The organism is Mycolicibacterium novocastrense, assembly GCF_001570485.1.
Classification (GTDB): Bacteria; Actinomycetota; Actinomycetes; order Mycobacteriales; family Mycobacteriaceae; genus Mycobacterium; species Mycobacterium novocastrense.
Genome location: NZ_BCTA01000028.1, coordinates 270,519 through 287,530 on the forward strand (window position 1 = coordinate 270,519; position 17,012 = coordinate 287,530).

Genomic DNA, 17,012 nt, shown 5'->3' on the forward strand with positions numbered 1-17,012 from the left:
CCGCCAGCCTGCAGGCGCGGCTGACGACGTGGGTAGGTAGAACTACCCGAGGTTTCCGCGCGCCGCGCGGATCACAGGCGCGACTGGCCGATCTCGGCCAACGCCCACACGAGGTCGAACTGCCACTGGAGATCGGTGGTCACGGGCGCCGTTGCACCAACAACGTCTGCGCCGAGGTGCCGATGAACCCCCGCCGGTCGAAGAGTTCGGCCGTGGTCACCCCGATACCGTCCGGGCCGATCGAGCCACGGGCGCGCACCGCGAAGTCGTCGCCGATCGGCAGGCGATGCAGATGCACCGCGGTGTCGGTGTTCATGAACACGAACGACTCCGGGTCCAGCGCCGCACCGGCGCCGTTGGCGCTGTCCACCACCATCGCGAGCCGCTGCAACGCCGTTGTCGGCTCCGAATCGACAAGTGAGACAAGCGGACTCATCCACACGACGTCTCCGGTCTCGCCGGTCTCGGCTTGCCGCCGCCAGCTCACCGTCTCCAGGTACCCTTTAGCGCCGACCCAAGCGTGCGGCACCTCCGCGGCGGGGCCCTCGACGAGCGGGGGATAGCGGTCGGTGGCCGCGTCGGCGGTGTCGCTGGTCGCCAACAGCCATGCCGTCACGCGGGCAACCGCGCGCCGTGTGCCGTCGGGCCGGGCCTGCAACATCTCGGCGGCCATCAGTGAGATTCGGGCGCCCGGACGTTCGACCCACGCCCGGACCCACACCTTCTCGACGGATATCGCGCCCAGGATGTCCAGGGTCAACCGACCGATGCGCAGTCCGGAATCGGCGGCCAGTTCCTCGATGTGCCTGGTCATCAGCGCCAACGGCGGTGAGCCGTGCTGAATGTCGGGATTCCAATTGCTGCGGGTGCCGTCGGTGGACTCGAAGATCTCGAACTCGTCGTCCGTGCCGATGCGCCGGTAGTGGCAGTCGATCATGCCTCGGCTCCCGCTCCCTCCGGTCCTCGCTGCGCTGCGATCCTTGCTCGCGGTCGCCTTCGGGCGATCACGCGGCGGGCTCCGCGGCGCGAAGCACGATGTCCTCGGCGGTCGGCGACCCCTCGTCGGGTGCCTCGGGCCAACCCGGATACGGCGGCGGGGTACCGCCGAACACCGGGCAGTGCGCGTGGTGGGCACACCAGTCGCACATCGCCGAAGGCTGCGGGCGGAAATCGCCTGTGGCCCCGGCGTTCTGGATGGCCCGCCAAATGGCGGTCAGGGTCTTCTCGAAGCGCAGCAGCTCCTCGAGGTCCGGGGTGTAGTCGAGGATCTGACCGTCGGCCAGGTACAGCAGCCGCAGCCGCGCGGGCAGCACACCACGCGACCGCAGCAGCGCCACCGCGTAGAACTTCATCTGGAACATGGCCTTGAACTCGGCCAGCGCCCGCGCCTCCGGCGGCGCCTTGCCGGTCTTGTAGTCGACCACCCGCATCTCACCTGTCGGGGCGACGTCGATGCGATCGACGAAGCCGCGCAGCAGCGTCCCGTCCGCGAGCTCGACCTCGACGCGCTGCTCACAACTGTCCGGGTCGAAGCGGGTGGGATCCTCCAACCGGTAGTAGCCGGCCAGCAGCGCGCGCGCCTCCGTCAACAGCGCGGCCCGCACCTCGGGGGCGAATTCGTCGGCGATGCCGGGGTGCTCGGCGACGATGCGGTCCCAGGCCGGCTCCACGAGCGTCATCGCGGTCTCCGGACGGCGCTGAGCGGCCGGCAGCGCGTACAGCTGCTCGAGCGCCGCGTGCACCACCGAACCGCGCACCTGGGCGACCGAGGACGGTTCGGGAAGCCGGTCGATCGCGCGGAAGCGGTACAGCAGCGGGCACTGCTTGAAGTCGGCGGCCCGCGAGGGAGACAGCGCCGGGCGTCGACGCTCCTGCTCACCCCGGTCGTTCATAGAGCCAGCCTAAGACCGGTGTCCGACAACCCCCGATACCCGCGGCGGCGCGTCAACTGGCAGGCTGAACGACTGTGCCAAGGACCGGTCCGTTCGCCGTCGGCGATCGGGTGCAGCTCACCGACGCCAAGGGTCGTCACTACACGATGGTGTTGGCGCCCGGCGGTGAGTTCCACACCCATCGCGGCGTCATCGCCCTCGACTCCGTGATCGGGCTGCCCGAGGGCAGCGTGGTCAAATCCACCAACGGCGACCAGTTCCTGGTGCTGCGACCGCTGCTCGTCGACTACGTGATGTCGATGCCGCGCGGCGCCCAGGTGGTCTACCCCAAGGACGCCGCCCAGATCGTGCACGAGGGCGACATCTTCCCCGGCGCCAGGGTGTTGGAGGCCGGGGCCGGCTCCGGCGCGCTGACGTGCTCGCTGCTGAGGGCCGTCGGCCCGGAGGGCCGGGTGACCTCCTACGAGGTCCGCGAGGACCACGCTCACCACGCCGAGCGCAATGTCGCGACCTTCTTCGGTGAGGCCCCGGCGAACTGGGAGCTGGTGATCGCCGACCTGACCACCTACAGCGGTCCGGAGGTCGACCGCGTGGTGCTCGACATGCTCGCTCCCTGGGAGGTCTTGGGCACGGTCGCCGATGCACTGGTCGCCGGCGGCGTGCTGATGGTCTACGTCGCGACCGTCACCCAGTTGTCGCGAGTGGTGGAGGCGCTGCGCGAGCAGCAGTGCTGGACCGAGCCGCGGGCCTGGGAGAGCATGCAGCGCAACTGGCACGTCGTCGGGCTTGCAGTGCGCCCGCAACACACGATGCGCGGCCACACCGCGTTTCTGGTCAGCGTGCGCAAACTGGCGCCGGGCGCGGTGGCGCCGATGCCGCTGCGCCGGAAACGCCAGCTCGGCAGCTGACGGTGCCGGGCTGACGGCCACGTCCGGGCGATCAACCCGGTGGGGCGCTCCTTCAGTCGTCGCTGCTGCGCCGCAGGCCGCGGCGCACCGACAACAACTCGAACTCCGGACGCGCGGCCACCAGACGCTCGGCGGCGTCGAGCACCTCGACGACATGACCACGGTCGGCGGCCACCAGAGCCACTCCGACGTTGGCCCGCCGGTGCAAGTCCTGGGCGCCGGTTTCGGCGGCCGAGACGGCGAACCGGCGGTGCAGTTCGGCGATCACCGGCCGGATCGCGGAGCGCTTCTGCTTGAGCGAGCGCACATCGCCGAGCAGTAGGTCGAATTCGAGCCAGCCGATCCACATCGGCGGCTACGGCGTCGGTGTCGGCGTGGGGGCCGGACCGAGCTGCAACAGCGCGTCGGTCGTCGAACGGGTCAGTTGCCACTGGTTTCCGGCGAGGCGAAACTCCATCGGGAACGTGAACTCGCCCGCCTCCGGATTGGCGGTCCGGACGGTGACGGTGGCCTGCACGACGCCGTTCGCGCCGTCGGACCATGTCAGATCCCGGGCCTCGAAGGTGGCCGGCGCGTAGCCGCCGTCGCGCAGCGCGACGGCGAATTTGTCCATCGATTCGCCGTCGGCCGCGGTGGCGTCCTCGATCAGGTGGAGCTTCTCGGCCCCGGGAATGTTGGCGTCTGCGATGCGCGCCAGCACGTCGGTGAGCGCCTCGGGAGGCGGCAGGGGCGCGCTCGTCGAACCAGGGTCGGGCACCGTCGGCGGCGACGTGGCGATCGGCGGCGGCTCGGTCGCGGCCGGGGGTGGTGGGGTCTGCGGCTCGTCGGCGCCACATCCGCAAAGCCCGAGCGCCGCCGCTAACGCGACGGCGCTCAGGACTGCGAAACGTTTGGTGCGACGCACCGGGCTCCTAGCCGACGGCGGCCAGCAGCGCCATCAGCGACTGCTTCGCCATCTGCCAGCCGGTCGGGCTCGGGCCCGGCACGAACTGGATGTTCTGGCTGGCCGTGCCGCCGGTGGCGGAGGTCGCGGTGACATCGGCCGAGACGACGGGGCCGTTCTGGTCGATGTTCGCCAGCGCGAAGGTCAACGGGAACTTGCCTTCGGCGGCGGCCTCACGAAGCTTGGTGTCGGCGACGCGGCTCTCGATGCGTCCGATGCCACCCTGGATGTAGGGCGCCTTGCTGGCGGCGGTCCCGGACGTGCCGAGCGCCTGCAGCGTCTGCAGCAGCGGGCCTTCGAGATCGGGAGCCGGCGCCTGCGGCATCGGGATGTCCCAAACGACCGGGGTGACGGTCGGTGCGGCGGCCACATTGGAGGATGCAATTGACGTCACACCCGCCGCGGCACCGCCGACGACAGCGACCGCTGCGACGCCGGTAACGAGGGCTTTCAGGGTCACGATTTTCCTTTCGATCGGCCCAACACATCAGAGAGGTTAACAGTGGTGCAGGTGTGTCGAATTGCTACACCGCACACAAAGGCTGAATCGCCGGTAGCTTTGAAGTTGTTACTGCACCAACTCTCGGTGCGGGGAGGGGCGCAATATGAGTGAATCAGAGCGTTCTGACGCTTTCGCAGAGGGTTTTGACGCCCGTGGATCCGGCTTGTCCAGTGAGGACGCGGCCGAGCTCGAGGAGCTCCGGCGGGAGGCCGCGGTCTTGCGTGAGCAGTTGGAGAACGCGGTAGGCCCCCAGAGCGGATTGCGCAGCGCCCGAGATGTTCACCAGCTCGAGGCTCGCATCGACTCGCTCGCCGCCCGCAACGCCAAGCTGATGGAGACCCTCAAGGAGGCCCGTCAGCAGCTGCTCGCATTGCGCGAAGAGGTCGACCGCCTGGGACAGCCGCCGAGCGGGTACGGGGTGCTGCTGGGCGTTCAGGACGACGACACCGTCGACGTGTTCACATCGGGGCGCAAGATGCGGCTGACGTGCTCGCCGAACATCGACACCGGCTCGCTCAAGCAGGGTCAGACCGTGCGCCTCAACGAGGCCCTGACGGTCGTCGAGGCCGGCAACTTCGAGGCCGTCGGCGAGATCAGCACCCTGCGCGAGATCCTGTCCGACGGGCACCGCGCTCTGGTGGTCGGGCACGCCGACGAGGAGCGCATCGTCTGGCTGGCCGAGCCGCTGGTCGCGGCCGAGGACCTGCCCGACGGCTATGACGACGAGCTGGCCGACGACAGCCGTCCGCGCAAGCTGCGCCCGGGGGACTCGCTGCTGGTGGACACCAAGGCCGGATACGCGTTCGAGCGCATTCCCAAGGCCGAGGTCGAGGATTTGGTGCTCGAGGAGGTGCCCGACGTCAGCTACAACGACATCGGCGGCCTGGGCCGCCAGATCGAGCAGATCCGCGACGCTGTCGAGCTGCCATTCCTGCACAAGGAGCTGTACCGCGAGTACTCGCTGCGCCCGCCCAAGGGCGTGCTGCTCTACGGTCCGCCCGGCTGCGGTAAGACGCTGATCGCCAAGGCGGTGGCCAACTCGCTGGCCAAGAAGATGGCCGAGGTGCGCGGCGACGACGCGCGCGAGGCGAAGAGCTACTTCCTCAACATCAAGGGCCCCGAACTGCTGAACAAGTTCGTCGGTGAGACCGAGCGTCACATCCGGCTGATCTTCCAGCGCGCGCGGGAGAAGGCGTCCGAGGGCACCCCGGTGATCGTGTTCTTCGACGAGATGGACTCGATCTTCCGCACCCGCGGCACCGGCGTGAGCTCCGATGTGGAGACGACGGTTGTGCCGCAGCTGCTTTCGGAGATCGACGGCGTCGAGGGGCTGGAGAACGTCATCGTCATCGGCGCCTCCAACCGCGAGGACATGATCGATCCGGCGATCCTGCGCCCGGGCCGTCTGGACGTGAAGATCAAGATCGAGCGTCCGGATGCCGAAGCCGCGCAGGACATTTTCAGCAAGTACCTCACCGAGGAACTGCCGGTCAACGAGGACGACCTGGCGGAGTTCGACGGTGACCGGTCGCTGACGATCAAGGCGATGATCGAGAAGGTCGTCGACCGGATGTACGCCGAGATCGACGACAACCGCTTCCTCGAGGTGACCTACGCCAACGGCGACAAAGAGGTCATGTACTTCAAGGACTTCAACTCCGGTGCGATGATCCAGAACGTCGTCGACCGGGCCAAGAAGTACGCGATCAAGTCGGTGCTGGAGACCGGCAGCAAGGGTCTGCGGATCCAGCATCTGCTGGACTCGATCGTCGACGAGTTCGCCGAGAACGAGGACCTGCCCAACACCACCAATCCCGATGACTGGGCTCGGATCTCGGGCAAGAAGGGCGAGCGGATCGTCTACATTCGCACGCTGGTCACCGGCAAGAGCTCGTCGGCCAGCCGCGCGATCGACACCGAGTCCAACCTGGGCCAGTACCTGTAGCTCTCCTTGTTGGCGCGAGCGCGCGTGTTTGCACACGGTACGCCGCGCTTGTGCGGCAATTCGCGCACGCTCGCGCGCGTCGAGGGATACCGTCGCGTCATGTCCGAGGACGACCTGTCGGTCACGGACGGTGTTTTCGGCAAGCGGTACGGCGAAGTGCTGCTCGTCAAGACCACGCCGTCCGGCGCCGAAGCCACGGTGTACAACACCTTTCCACTCAACGACTGCCCGGCCGATCTGTGGAATGCGCTTGACGCGAAGGCAATCGCCGAGGAGAACGGCGCCGTCGCCACGCTGCTCAACGGGCCGCGGTACTGGCTCATGAGCAGTATCGGCAAGAGAGGCCGGGAGACGTTGGAACGCAAGAGCTTCGGTGGTATCGAGATGCTGCGGCAAGCCACCGTCAAGCTGGCCTCGATGAACCCGGCCCCGTACCAGCTCAACCGGGTGGACCGCAAGGCGATCTTCACGTTCGACGCGGGCCGGGAGATCTACGAACTGGTCGATCCGGACGGCCGCCGGTGGGTCATGCAGACGTTCAGCCAGACGGTCGACCCGTCGCTGTCGCTGAGCGACCTCACCGGCCTCGCCGCCAGGCTGTCGCTACCCGAGGGTTGGTCGTACCAAGCGCGTACCCCGACATCGCCGCTCGTCGTCGACACCGCCACCGAGGACGCCTGCGTGACGCAGGACGATCTCGCCAACAGTTACTCGTTGCAGACGTAGGCGCGGTAGGCGTCGCGTCCGGCCAGGCTGACCGCGACGTCGGCGATCAGCGGCTCGAAAAAGCGTTCGCGATACAACGGGTCCACGCTGGTGCTGACGGTGAAGTACAACCCGGACAGCACGGCGACGAAAAGCGAGACGTGCACAATGGTCTGCGGTACCGGCACGTTGACCCCGAACCATGTTCCCGGACAGGGCGGTTGGCCGACCGCACATGACACCTCCGACGCCCACAGCACCGCGACGTCGTCAGGCACGGCGATGATGCCCAATGCGAGAAAGAACACGAACAGTCCCGTTGTGAAGAACACCACCTGGATGGTCTGGGAAAACACCATCACCGCAACGACATTGATCTGCTCGGCCAGCGACAGCGGTGTACGCTCCAGCCGGGTGCCGGGCTCGACGGCCAGCGGTGTGCCCTCGAGAAGCTTGGCCGGATCGTTTTGTTCGGCGCGGTCTTCGCGCAACGCCCTAACCTCGTCGCGAATCGTGGTGACCACGAAGATCAGCGCCACCAGCGCCAGGAAACCGATTGTCTGCCAGAGTCGTTGGCGCGGCATCCGGGCGGCCAGTTGCCACAGCTCGCCGGTGAAGTACACCACGACGGTGAGCATCAACAGCGGCAGCGCCCGGCTCATCAGTGTGCCGAGCGCACCGAGTTGCACCCAGGCGAACCGCAGCGCCCACAGGGCTATCGCCCCGATACCGATATAGGTGAGCCAGATCGCGACCAGGGCGATGACCGCGAACCCGACGGCCTCGACAGCCGCGATGCCCGAAAAGCCGCTGTCGGCGAACGGAAGTCCCAACACGAACAGGGCCATCACCACCAACGCGGCCGATCGTCGTCCGGCTTCGCTGTGCGCGGTGCCGATGCGGTGCAGCAGATGCAGCCCGAAGGGGGCCGCGACCAACAGGGCGGTCAGCACACCCACACGGATCGCGTAGCCGAGATCGGGATCGTCACCGGTGAGATCGGCCAGCAGCATCGTCAGCGAGATCACCGCTCCGACACCGCTGACCATCGGTGCGGAGCGTTCGATCAACGCGCCGGAGCGGATCCGTCGGGTGAGGACCAGCGGCAGACCGCGATGCAGGAACCAGTTGTGCACCCGACGCATGTCCGACACGGGCTCATTGTGCGCGAGATCTGCTCTCAGAAGCGCTCACCGCGCCGGAACGGCGGCCCGGTAGCGGTTGCGGGCGGTCAGCGTGAGCCTCAGATCGTCGACGAGCGGGGCGATGAAGCGGTCGTGATAGGCGTCGTCGCCCACCGCGCGGGCGCTGACGTACATGAACGTCAACGCTCCGAGGAACAACGTCACCTGTATCAGCGCATCCGGAACCGGGATCGTCATGCCAAGGAACTGGCCGTCGGCAGAACCGTTGTGCGTCCATGCCGCAAGCAGCTCGGGGGAGAGCAGGATCAACCCCAACACGAGAAACAACAGCGCCGTGACCGCCGCCACCACCAGGATGTGGGCCAGCTGCGATACCGCGAGCACGAAGTACACGTTCCAGCGCTCGGGCCGGTTCAGCGGCTTCACCTGCGTGGGATCGGGCATGTCGGCGAACGGAGTGCCGTCGAGCTTTTCGGCGTGACCTGGATGCGGATCGGTGGCGTTGACCATGGGGCGCAACCGGTCCACGATCACCGACGCGACGAACGCCGCCGCGATCGCCGTGAGGAACGACAGCGCCAGCCAGAGCCGGGTGCGCGAGATCGTCGCCGCCATCAACCAGACCGGCGAGTTGAAGAACACCAGGAACGTCAGCAAGAGCACGGGCAACGCGCGCAGCAGCAGCGACCCCGCCGCGCTCAGGTGCGCGAGGGTCACCCGGGCGGCCCAGCCGAGGATCGAGCCGACACCGCTCGCGGTCAGCGTCAGGATCACCGCGATGGCCACCGCCACCCACACCAGGTTCCTCGGCAGGTACGGGCCCGGGCCGCCGAACACACCGCCCAACACCGCGACGGCGACAGCGACCGCCGCGGCCGCGAGTCGACCCCGCTGAACAGAGATGCGCGACACCCACCAGCCGAGCGCCGCGGCCGCCGGCAGCACCAGGATCAGCAGCACCAGCACGAACCACTCGCCCCGCGTCGGCCGTCCGTCGATGTCGATCGCATGCTTGCCTGTCAACGCCACCACCGCGACGGTGTTGGCCATCAGCACCGCGAATGCGGCCAGGGCGGGCGCCGACCGCGACCACAGCTGGCGGACCGAGCGGCTGGGCCGCAGCACCGCCGGCAGGCCGTGCACGAGGAACCACCGTTCGGCGGCCTGACGGCGCGACGCATCGACGGGGGCGGGATCGACCGGATCGGATGGCACGGTCGCAGGCTACTTTCCGCCGTCACCTAGGCTTGACGACATGCAACGGATCATCGGAACCGAGGTCGAGTACGGCATCTCGTCGCCGTCCGACCCGACCGCGAATCCGATCCTGACCTCCACCCAGGCCGTGCTCGCGTACGCCGCGGCGGCCGGGATCCAGCGTGCCAAGCGCACGCGCTGGGACTATGAGGTGGAGTCGCCGCTGCGCGACGCCCGTGGTTTCGACCTGAGCCGGTCCGCGGGCCCCCCGCCGGTCGTCGATGCGGACGAGGTCGGCGCGGCGAACATGATCCTGACCAACGGCGCCCGCCTCTACGTCGACCACGCCCATCCGGAGTACTCCGCTCCCGAGTGCACCGACCCGCTGGACGCCGTGATCTGGGACAAGGCCGGCGAGCGGGTGATGGAGGCCGCCGCGCGGCACGTCGCCAGCGTGCCCGGCGCCGTGAAACTGCAGCTCTACAAGAACAACGTCGACGGTAAGGGCGCCTCCTACGGGTCGCACGAGAACTACCTGATGAGCCGGCAGACCCCGTTCTCCGCGGTGATCGCCGGGCTGACGCCGTTCCTGGTGTCACGCCAGGTCGTGACCGGGTCCGGGCGCGTGGGCATCGGTCCTTCCGGCGACGAACCCGGTTTCCAGCTGTCGCAGCGCTCGGACTACATCGAGGTGGAGGTCGGCCTCGAGACCACGCTCAAGCGCGGCATCATCAACACCCGCGACGAACCGCACGCCGACGCCGACAAGTACCGCAGGCTGCACGTGATCATCGGCGACGCGAACCTGTCGGAGACCTCGACGTACCTCAAGCTCGGCACCACCGCGCTGGTGCTGGACCTGATCGAAGAGGGGATGGATCTCAGCGATCTCGCGCTGGCCCGTCCCGTGCACGCGGTGCATGTCATCAGCCGGGACCCGTCGCTGCGCGCCACCGTCGCGCTGGCCGACGGTCGCGAGGTGACCGGCCTTGCGCTGCAACGGATGTACCTCGACCGCGTGGCCAAGCTCGTGGACAGCCGCGATCCGGACCCGCGTGCCGCCGACATCGTCAAGATGTGGGCCGAAGTGCTCGACCTGCTCGAACGCGATCCGATGGAGTGCGCGGAGATCCTGGACTGGCCGGCCAAGCTGCGCCTGCTCGAAGGGTTCCGCCACCGCGAGAACCTGGGCTGGTCGGCACCGCGGCTACACCTGGTCGACCTGCAGTATTCCGACGTGCGCCTGGACAAGGGGCTCTACAACCGCCTGGTGGCCCGCGGGTCGATGAAGCGGCTGGTCACCGAGCAGCAGGTGCTGGACGCGGTCGACAACCCACCGACCGACACGCGCGCGTACTTCCGCGGTGAGTGCCTGCGTCGCTTCGGGGCCGATATCGCAGCGGCCAGTTGGGACTCGGTGATTTTCGATCTGGGCGGTGATTCGCTTGTCCGGATCCCCACCCTGGAGCCGCTGCGAGGCAGTAAGGCGCACGTCGGAGCCCTGCTGGACTCGGTGGACAGCGCCGTCGAATTGGTAGAACAGCTCACCAATTAGGCGCGCTATCGCAGGCAATCGGCGCGGCGACCGGTAATGTGGAGTCACGGCGGGCAGCAGTGAGCCCGCCGACAACTTACGCAGGAGGCAGCGATGGCTCAGGAGCAGACCAAGCGTGGCGGTGGTGGCGGCGAGGACGACGACCTCACCGGCAGCACGGCCGCCGGGCAGGAGCGTCGCGAGAAGCTGGCCGAGGACACCGACGACCTGCTCGATGAGATCGACGACGTCCTCGAGGAGAACGCCGAGGACTTCGTCCGCGCATACGTACAGAAGGGTGGACAGTGACCTGGCCGCAACGCGATCAGCTGGCCTTCCCCCACCCCTCCGGCACCGGCTATCCGGTAGCACCCTCAGTCCCCGTGGACCTGTCGTCCTTCTCTGAACTGCTGCGCCGCCAGGCGCCCGAACTCCTACCCGCGCACCGTGCCGGCCAGTCCGGTGATGCGCAAACCGACTTCGCGCCGCACGGCACCACGATCGTCGCGCTGAAGTTCCCCGGCGGCGTGGTCATGGCCGGCGACCGCCGCGCCACCCAGGGCCACATGATCGCCAGTCGCGATGTGCAGAAGGTGTACATCACCGACGACTACACGGCCACGGGCATCGCCGGGACGGCGGCCATCGCCGTCGAGTTCGCCCGCCTCTACGCCGTCGAACTCGAGCACTACGAGAAGCTGGAAGGCGTCGCACTGACCTTCCCGGGCAAGGTGAACCGGCTCGCGACCATGGTGCGCGGCAACCTCGGTGCGGCACTGCAGGGTTTCGTCGCGCTGCCGTTGCTGGCCGGATACGACGTCGACGACCCCAACCCGCAAGCGGCGGGGCGCATCGTGTCCTTCGACGCGGCGGGCGGCTGGAACTTCGAAGAAGAGGGTTACCAGTCGGTGGGGTCGGGGTCCATCTTCGCCAAGTCGTCGATGAAGAAGCTGTATTCGCAAGTGACGGACGGAGATTCGGCGCTGCGGGTGGCAATCGAAGCGCTCTACGACGCCGCTGACGACGATTCGGCGACCGGCGGGCCCGACCTCGTGCGCGGTATCTACCCGACCGCGGTGATCATCGACGCCGACGGCGCCGAAGAGGTGACCGAGGAGCGCATCGCCGAGTTCGCCCGTCTGGTGATCGAAAACCGTTCGCGCGCTGACACCTTCGGTCCCGACGCCGTCCACCGTTCGACCGATGCGCGGGGAGATTCGTGAGCTTTCCCTATTTCATCTCGCCCGAACAGGCGATGCGCGAGCGTTCCGAGCTCGCGCGCAAAGGTATCGCCAGGGGGCGCAGCGTCGTGGCGCTGGCCTACGCCGACGGCGTGCTGTTCGTCGCCGAGAACCCGTCCCGCTCGCTGCAGAAGGTCAGCGAGCTCTACGACAGGGTCGGGTTCGCGGCCGTCGGGCGGTTCAACGAGTTCGACAACCTGCGCCGCGGTGGCATCCAGTACGCCGACACCAGGGGTTATGCCTACGCCCGCCGCGACGTGACCGGACGTCAGCTGGCCAACATCTACGCCCAGACGCTGGGCACCATCTTCACCGAGCAGGCCAAGCCCTACGAGGTCGAGTTGTGTGTCGCGGAGGTCGCCCACTACGGCGAGTCGAAACCTCCGGAGATGTACCGCATCACCTATGACGGGTCGATCGCCGACGAGCCCCACTTCGTGGTCATGGGCGGAACGACGGAACCGATCATCGCCGCCCTCAACGACTCCTACACCGAGAACGCCGGCCTGGAAGATGCGATGAAGATCGCGATCGACGCGCTGCACGCCGCGGGCAACGGTAGCTCCGAGCAGCGCGTGCTGGGTCCCGCGACGCTCGAGGTGGCGATCCTGGACGCCAATCGGCCCCGCCGTGCCTTCCGTCGGATCACCGGCTCCGCGCTGGAAACGCTGCTGCCGCCGGCGGAGGAGACTCCGCAGGACGCCGGACCCGCCGGGGAGTAGGTCAGCCGGCGGCCGGAGTCGGTCGGGCCCGGATGAGGATGAGTTCGGCGAACTGTTCGGGGCACTCCAACGGTGTGAAATGTCCCGCGTCATAAGCGAAGTGCACGTGCACATCGGTGAAGTAGTGCCCGAGTCGGTCCGACCACTCGGCTGGGAACAGTGGATCATGGTGCGGCCACACCACATCGGTGGGTACGTGGATCTTGATGGCACGCTCGGGCGGCAGTTCGGTGAGCGACTGCGCGATCATCCCGGCACCCGCGCGGTACCACGCGATCGACGCGGTGAACGCCCCGGGCAGCCCGTAGTCGGACACCAACCGTTCCAGATCGTCCTCGGACACGGCGAAATTCGGCCCGGACCAATGTGTCCAGAAGTGGCGTAGGTAGTCGCGGACCAGGTCGGGGTTTCCATCGAGCAGCTGGCCCGCCAGCGGCAGCTGGTGGAAGGACTGATACCAGAACTCGCTCTGCGCCTTTGCGGTCAGGACGCGGTCACCGGCCCCGGGTAGCGGCGGGGACAGCACCAGCGAACGCACCAGATCCGGCTGCATGCGAGCGATGCTCTGCGCGACGCGACTGCCGACGTCATAGCCGGCGAGCACCACCTCGGACAGCTCGAGCTCCTTGATCAGCCCGATGATGCTGCCGGCCTGCGCGGTGGCGCTGTAGAAGTGCCGGATGGCGACCGCGTGTTTGTCCGAGCCGCCGAACCCCCGCAGGTCCGGCACGATGACATCGGCGGCATCCCCGAGCAGGGGCACCACCCGGCGATAGTCGTGGCGGTTGCCCGGCCAGCCGTGCAGCAGAACCACCGGCGGCGCGCCCCTGGTGCCGAACCGGTCGTAGGCGAGCCGGAACCCGTCGACGGGCGAGCTGCGCGACCACACCGGCTTATTCTGGCCAGATGTCATCCCGGTTGTCGTGAGGTTGCACGATCCCTGCCGATATCACCGGTGATGACCCCGAGGATCGCGCGCCACGCGTCCGAGGGCGCGTTGAGCACGTCGGAGTGGGCGCTGGGTCCGGCCATAGGGCGGCCGTCGTCGTACCGGCCGGCGGGCAACCTGATCACACCGGGCATCTCGTCGGGGTCGGCGCCGTGCGGGCCGCCCGGGATGCCCTGCACCGCCGCGATGAAGTCGCCGGGCGGTGTCATGGAGAAGCGCAGCACATGCGGGTTTCTGTTGTGCCAGTCGTCGGGCTCGCGCACCCCGACGCCCGCGCCTGCGGCGGCCACGTACATCGTGCGGTCCGAGGTCATGCCCAAAGCCTCGGCGGTGCCCACGATCGACCCGCCGTAGGAGTGGCCGACAACGGTGACCGGGATGCGGCGGCCGGTCGAGTCGACCGTGCGGTCGACGTCCTCGGTGAAGGCGACCAGTCGCGGCGCCATGTCCAGCGCGAAGCGGGGGTCAGCGGCGGCCGCCAGACCGCCCACGACGTTGTCGCCGCGCGGAAAAGGCCCACCGAGATAGGTGATGGCCGCGACGTCGCCGCGGGTCGCCGAGACAAACCTGCGGGCGGTCCCGGCGTTGGCCGCCGACCCGGTGATCGTCGTGTTCAGGCCCGGCACGAGGACGGCGACGCTGGAGGCCGATGCGACGTTGCCGTGCAGCTCCACCAGCGATGAACGGCCGGGGTCGAACGCGAGAACCTGGCGGTCCAGGCGGGCGGGTCCACCGGCGGGATCGTCGATCTCTCCGAGCAGTTCCCGGTACACCGCGAGGCGTTGCGGGTCGGGTTCGCGCAGCACCGCCTGCGCCACGTTGGTGCGGTTGGCCTCGACCCGCATCTCCCACGGGATCCCGTCGGTGTTGCCCACCTGCGAAGGGAATTCCTCGACCAGCCGCTGCCGCTGTTCGGGCGTCATCGCCGCGATCTGATCGGCGATCCGGTCCTGGCTGCTGATGGGCCACGCGGCGACGACGCCGGCATCGGCGGCGGCCTGACCACCGGCAGCCGGAATGGCGAACGCCCCGGCGATGTCGGCGGCAGCGTCGGCGTCCGCGGCACCCAGGCGGTTCAGGGCCTCGGTGAGTCGGCCGGTCAGCTCGGCCGCACGCACGGTGAGCATCTCGACGGCGACCGACGGCACACCACCGGACAGCGCGACCAGTAGCGGCGACGGTGGAGCGTGTACCGCGACCGACCCGGCGTCGTGGACGGCAAAACCCTCGGTACGCGCGGCGGACACCACGGCCATGACATCGGCTCGGGCCGCACTGATCTGGGCGGCGCCGTCGCGGGCCGCAGCGGCCGCGAGCACCAGTGCGCGCGACAGCGTATCAGCCGTCGCGACAATGCTTTTCGCGCGCTCGCGGGCCATGTCTGCGCCTGCACCGGTCCAGAAGCTGAATTCGGAGGCCAGTGAGTCGGCGTGCGCGCACACGAACCGGGCGTTGCGGTCCCAACCATCGGCCAGCCGACCCAGCGCGCCCGGAGACCAGGCTTCGGCCTGGCCGACGGTCGGCGGCGTCACTTCCCGACGCGGTCGGCGGTGCGTAGCTCCGCGCGCTCGAACGCGTCCGCGGAGATCCGCGCCGCGAGCGCCCATCCGCGCATGTTGGCGACGACCTCGGCGAGCCCGGGCGCCACAGCACCCGTCGCGGCGACGTCGGCGACGGCCGCGCCGGCAAGCTCATCCGGATTCAATTCGGGCCAACGCATCTCGGCGATCCGGTCGGCGGCGGTCATGACCCGGTCGGCGACGGTGCGCAGTTGCGACACGTCGACCTCGACGATTTCCCCCATGGCTCATGCTGACAGAATCGGCGTCCACGCCGCTGAAGTTATCCACAGGCCTGCGCCGCCCTTACGGACCGCGCAGCGGGTGTCAACCCGATGTCCGGTGCTTCTTCGGCGCGGCTTGCCCTCCGTGACCGCCGAGCAACAAGTAGTCTCGATGAGGTGCAGCGACGGATCATGGGCATCGAGACCGAATTCGGTGTCACCTGCACGTTCCACGGCCATCGTCGGCTCAGCCCCGACGAGGTGGCGCGCTACCTGTTCCGGCGAGTCGTGTCGTGGGGCCGCAGTTCGAATGTCTTCCTCAGGAACGGCGCCCGGCTCTACCTCGACGTGGGCAGCCATCCCGAGTACGCCACCGCCGAGTGCGACAGCCTCACGCAGCTGGTCACCCACGACCGCGCGGGTGAGCGGGTGCTCGAGGATCTGCTCATCGACGCCGAACAGCGGCTGGCCGACGAGGGCATCGGTGGCGACATCTACCTGTTCAAGAACAACACCGACTCGGCGGGCAACTCCTACGGCTGCCACGAGAACTACCTGATCGTGCGGGCCGGCGAGTTCTCGCGCATCTCCGACGTGCTGCTGCCGTTCCTGGTCACCCGCCAGCTGATCTGCGGTGCGGGCAAGGTGCTGCAGACCCCCAAGGCGGCGACGTTCTGCCTGAGCCAGCGTGCCGAGCACATCTGGGAGGGCGTGTCCTCGGCCACCACCCGGTCGCGCCCGATCATCAACACCCGCGACGAACCGCACGCCGACGCCGAGAAGTACCGCAGGTTGCACGTCATCGTCGGCGACTCGAACATGTGCGAGGCCACCACGATGCTCAAGGTGGGCACCGCGTCGCTGGTGCTGGAGATGATCGAGGCCGGGATCGCGTTCCGCGACTTCTCGCTGGACAACCCGATCCGCGCCATCCGCGAGGTCAGCCACGACCTGACCGGCCGGCGCCCGGTGCGCCTGGCCGGCGGCAGGCAGGCCAGCGCCCTGGACATCCAGCGCGAGTATTACGCCCGCGCCGTCGAGTACCTGCAGAGTCGCGAGCCCAATACGCAGATCCAGCAGGTGGTCGACCTGTGGGGACGTCAGCTCGACGCCGTGGAGAGCCAGGACTTCGCCAAGGTCGACACCGAGATCGACTGGGTCATCAAACGAAAGCTGTTCCAGCGCTATCAGGACCGTTACAACATGGAGCTGTCCGATCCCAAGATCAGCCAGCTCGACCTCGCCTACCACGACATCAAGCGCGGACGCGGGGTGTTCGATCTGCTGCAGCGCAAGGGGCTGGCCGCGCGGATCACCACCGACGAGGACATCGAGGCGGCCGTCAACACGCCGCCGCAGACCACCAGGGCCAAACTGCGCGGGGAGTTCATCAGCGCCGCGCAGGAGGCCGGCCGGGACTTCACCGTCGACTGGGTGCACCTCAAGCTCAACGATCAGGCGCAGCGCACGGTGCTGTGCAAGGACCCGTTCCGGTCGGTCGACGAGCGGGTCAAGCGGCTCATCGCCTCCATGTAAGTCTCGCGAA

Annotated in this window: 18 protein-coding genes; 8 read left to right on the forward strand and 10 right to left on the reverse strand. The window is 68.3% G+C overall.

The genetic code is table 11. The features are described 5' to 3' along the window. Positions 1 to 139: 139 nt before the first annotated feature. Positions 140 to 937 (reverse strand): thioesterase family protein, encoded by a 798-nt coding sequence (locus RMCN_RS11910; RefSeq protein ID WP_067389231.1) that lies wholly within the window; start codon positions 935 to 937, stop codon positions 140 to 142. A 67-nt stretch (positions 938 to 1,004) separates the two neighbouring features. Beyond that, positions 1,005 to 1,892, reverse strand: coding sequence for a RecB family exonuclease (locus RMCN_RS11915; protein ID WP_067389234.1), 888 nt, complete (start codon positions 1,890 to 1,892; stop codon positions 1,005 to 1,007). 74 nt (positions 1,893 to 1,966) lie between these two features. On the opposite strand from RMCN_RS11915, the gene RMCN_RS11920 reads away from it, so the two are divergent. Next, entirely contained in the window at positions 1,967 to 2,800 is an 834-nt protein-coding gene (locus RMCN_RS11920; protein WP_064404227.1) for a tRNA (adenine-N1)-methyltransferase, read from the forward strand. A gap of 52 nt (positions 2,801 to 2,852) precedes the next feature. Here RMCN_RS11920 and RMCN_RS11925 read toward each other — a convergent pair whose 3' ends face one another. From RMCN_RS11925 to RMCN_RS11935, 3 genes are read right to left on the reverse strand one after another with little or no spacing between them, the layout of a single operon-like run. Next, positions 2,853 to 3,149, reverse strand: coding sequence for a DUF503 domain-containing protein (locus tag RMCN_RS11925; protein WP_067389237.1), 297 nt, complete (start codon positions 3,147 to 3,149; stop codon positions 2,853 to 2,855). A 6-nt stretch (positions 3,150 to 3,155) separates the two neighbouring features. Next, positions 3,156 to 3,704 (reverse strand): lipoprotein LppK, encoded by a 549-nt coding sequence (locus tag RMCN_RS11930; protein ID WP_165604436.1) that lies wholly within the window; start codon positions 3,702 to 3,704, stop codon positions 3,156 to 3,158. Positions 3,705 to 3,711: 7 nt separating this feature from the next. Beyond that, complete coding sequence (locus RMCN_RS11935; RefSeq protein WP_064414112.1) at positions 3,712 to 4,203, reverse strand: MTB12 family secreted protein; 492 nt, start codon at positions 4,201 to 4,203, stop codon at positions 3,712 to 3,714. Positions 4,204 to 4,348: 145 nt separating this feature from the next. Here RMCN_RS11935 and arc point away from each other — a divergent pair, with 145 nt between their 5' ends. Together arc and RMCN_RS11945 are read left to right on the forward strand one after the other, a co-directional pair. Further along, a complete protein-coding gene (gene arc / locus RMCN_RS11940) occupies positions 4,349 to 6,190 on the forward strand; it encodes a proteasome ATPase (protein WP_067389239.1) in 1,842 nt (613 codons plus the stop codon). Positions 6,191 to 6,289: 99 nt separating this feature from the next. After that, entirely contained in the window at positions 6,290 to 6,916 is a 627-nt protein-coding gene (locus RMCN_RS11945; protein ID WP_067389522.1) for a hypothetical protein, read from the forward strand. Here the strand turns inward: RMCN_RS11945 and RMCN_RS11950 are convergent. Together RMCN_RS11950 and RMCN_RS11955 are read right to left on the reverse strand one after the other, a co-directional pair. After that, positions 6,898 to 8,040 (reverse strand): hypothetical protein, encoded by a 1,143-nt coding sequence (locus tag RMCN_RS11950; RefSeq protein ID WP_067389242.1) that lies wholly within the window; start codon positions 8,038 to 8,040, stop codon positions 6,898 to 6,900. The genes RMCN_RS11945 and RMCN_RS11950 overlap by 19 nt on opposite strands. A 45-nt stretch (positions 8,041 to 8,085) precedes the next feature. Beyond that, a complete protein-coding gene (locus RMCN_RS11955) occupies positions 8,086 to 9,255 on the reverse strand; it encodes a hypothetical protein (RefSeq protein ID WP_067389249.1) in 1,170 nt (389 codons plus the stop codon). A 40-nt stretch (positions 9,256 to 9,295) separates the two neighbouring features. On the opposite strand from RMCN_RS11955, the gene dop reads away from it, so the two are divergent. The 4 genes from dop (at position 9,296) to prcA (ending at position 12,734) form a co-directional block, all read left to right on the forward strand. After that, on the forward strand, positions 9,296 to 10,792 hold the full coding sequence (dop, locus tag RMCN_RS11960; protein WP_064350045.1) for a pup deamidase/depupylase: 1,497 nt from the start codon (positions 9,296 to 9,298) through the stop codon (positions 10,790 to 10,792). Positions 10,793 to 10,885: 93 nt separating this feature from the next. After that, positions 10,886 to 11,080, forward strand: coding sequence for a ubiquitin-like protein Pup (locus tag RMCN_RS11965; RefSeq protein ID WP_064393943.1), 195 nt, complete (start codon positions 10,886 to 10,888; stop codon positions 11,078 to 11,080). Beyond that, entirely contained in the window at positions 11,077 to 11,994 is a 918-nt protein-coding gene (prcB, locus tag RMCN_RS11970; protein WP_067389251.1) for a proteasome subunit beta, read from the forward strand. The genes RMCN_RS11965 and prcB overlap by 4 nt, the downstream gene beginning before the upstream one ends. Continuing rightward, the gene (gene prcA / locus RMCN_RS11975; RefSeq protein WP_067389253.1) at positions 11,991 to 12,734 is read left to right on the forward strand and encodes a proteasome subunit alpha; all 744 of its coding nucleotides are present in this window, start codon (positions 11,991 to 11,993) and stop codon (positions 12,732 to 12,734) included. Before prcB ends, prcA begins: the two co-directional genes overlap by 4 nt. Before the next feature lies 1 nt (position 12,735). Here prcA and RMCN_RS11980 read toward each other — a convergent pair whose 3' ends face one another. From RMCN_RS11980 to RMCN_RS11990, 3 genes are read right to left on the reverse strand one after another with little or no spacing between them, the layout of a single operon-like run. Next, complete coding sequence (locus RMCN_RS11980) at positions 12,736 to 13,647, reverse strand: alpha/beta fold hydrolase (RefSeq protein ID WP_064414118.1); 912 nt, start codon at positions 13,645 to 13,647, stop codon at positions 12,736 to 12,738. Beyond that, entirely contained in the window at positions 13,644 to 15,215 is a 1,572-nt protein-coding gene (locus tag RMCN_RS11985) for an alpha/beta hydrolase (protein ID WP_067389255.1), read from the reverse strand. The genes RMCN_RS11980 and RMCN_RS11985 overlap by 4 nt, the downstream gene beginning before the upstream one ends. Then, entirely contained in the window at positions 15,212 to 15,487 is a 276-nt protein-coding gene (locus RMCN_RS11990) for a DUF7162 family protein (RefSeq protein ID WP_067389256.1), read from the reverse strand. Before RMCN_RS11990 ends, RMCN_RS11985 begins: the two co-directional genes overlap by 4 nt. Before the next feature lie 156 nt (positions 15,488 to 15,643). On the opposite strand from RMCN_RS11990, the gene pafA reads away from it, so the two are divergent. Beyond that, positions 15,644 to 17,002, forward strand: a complete 1,359-nt coding sequence (pafA, locus tag RMCN_RS11995) for a Pup--protein ligase (RefSeq protein WP_094286531.1) — start codon at positions 15,644 to 15,646, stop codon at positions 17,000 to 17,002. Positions 17,003 to 17,012 lie beyond the last annotated feature (10 nt).